The sequence below is a fragment of the Corynebacterium lemuris genome (assembly GCF_024919295.1).
GTDB lineage: Bacteria > Actinomycetota > Actinomycetes > Mycobacteriales > Mycobacteriaceae > Corynebacterium > Corynebacterium lemuris.
Genome location: NZ_JANWTC010000047.1, coordinates 1 through 1,022 on the forward strand (window position 1 = coordinate 1; position 1,022 = coordinate 1,022).

The following is a 1,022-nucleotide window of genomic DNA, read 5'->3' on the forward strand; positions in this document are numbered from 1 at the left end:
GCTAGGCAGTGTTACGAAAATCGTTGGCCCAGGCCGTAGGGCGGTAACGCAAAAGCAAGGAACTTCCGTGTAAAGAGGAAAGTACCAACAACCCTCATCTACACGGAAGTTCCAGATTTCTACTTTAGCCGTTCACGCCGCCGAAACCCGCCACGACCTCACCGACGCCCAGTGGGAACTACTACAACCCCTGCTACCAGCACGTTCACATCTGGGCAGACCACGTAAGTACCCGCTCCGGGACCTGATCAACGGCGTCCGCCACCGCGTTCGCGCCGGCGGACCGTGGCGGGATGTTCCCTCTCGTTATGCCCCCTGGTGGCGGGTCTACGCCCTGTTCCGTGCCTGGCAGATCTCCGGGATCTGGGAGGAGATCGAGTCCCACCTTCAAGCGCTGGCGGATGACCGAGGCATGGTCGGCTGGGACATCTCCGTTGACTCGACCACCATCCGCGCCCATGTCCATGCTGCTGGGGCACGCCGCGACGCACACGAGAAGGTCGCCGGTGAACCTGCTGACCACGGGTTGGGCAGGTCGCGTGGTGGGTGGTCGACGAAGATCCACCTCGGATGCGACCAACACCTGCAGTCCCTGTCCTTCGTGGTGACCCCGGGGCAGGCCGGTGATGCCCCGCAGTTGATCACGGTGCTCGACGGCATCCGGGTCATCCGTGGTGGACGGGGCAGGCCCAGGACCAGGCCCGATCGGGTGCTGGCGGACAAGGCATATTCCTCCCGGGCGATTCGTGAGCATCTGCGGCGGCGCCGGATCACAGCGACGATCCCGATGAAGGCGGACCAGGACCGCCACCGCAGGTCACGAGGGAGCAAAGGTGGGCGTCCACCGGTGTTTGATGCCGATGCCTATAAGGGACGCAATGTGGTGGAGCGGTGTTTTGGTGCGTTGAAACACAAACGTGGGATAGCGACCCGGTACGACAAGCTTGCTGTTCGTTTTCAGGCCGCCATCCGTGTCGCGAACATTGATCGGTGGCTCAAACGACTTTCGTAACACTGCCTAG

At 62.3% G+C, this 1,022-nt stretch carries 1 protein-coding gene; it reads left to right on the forward strand.

The window, feature by feature from the left end; all coding sequences use genetic code 11:
• Positions 1 to 115 precede the first annotated feature (115 nt).
• Positions 116 to 1,012, forward strand: a complete 897-nt coding sequence (locus NYP18_RS15315; protein ID WP_259429055.1) for an IS5 family transposase — start codon at positions 116 to 118, stop codon at positions 1,010 to 1,012.
• Positions 1,013 to 1,022 lie beyond the last annotated feature (10 nt).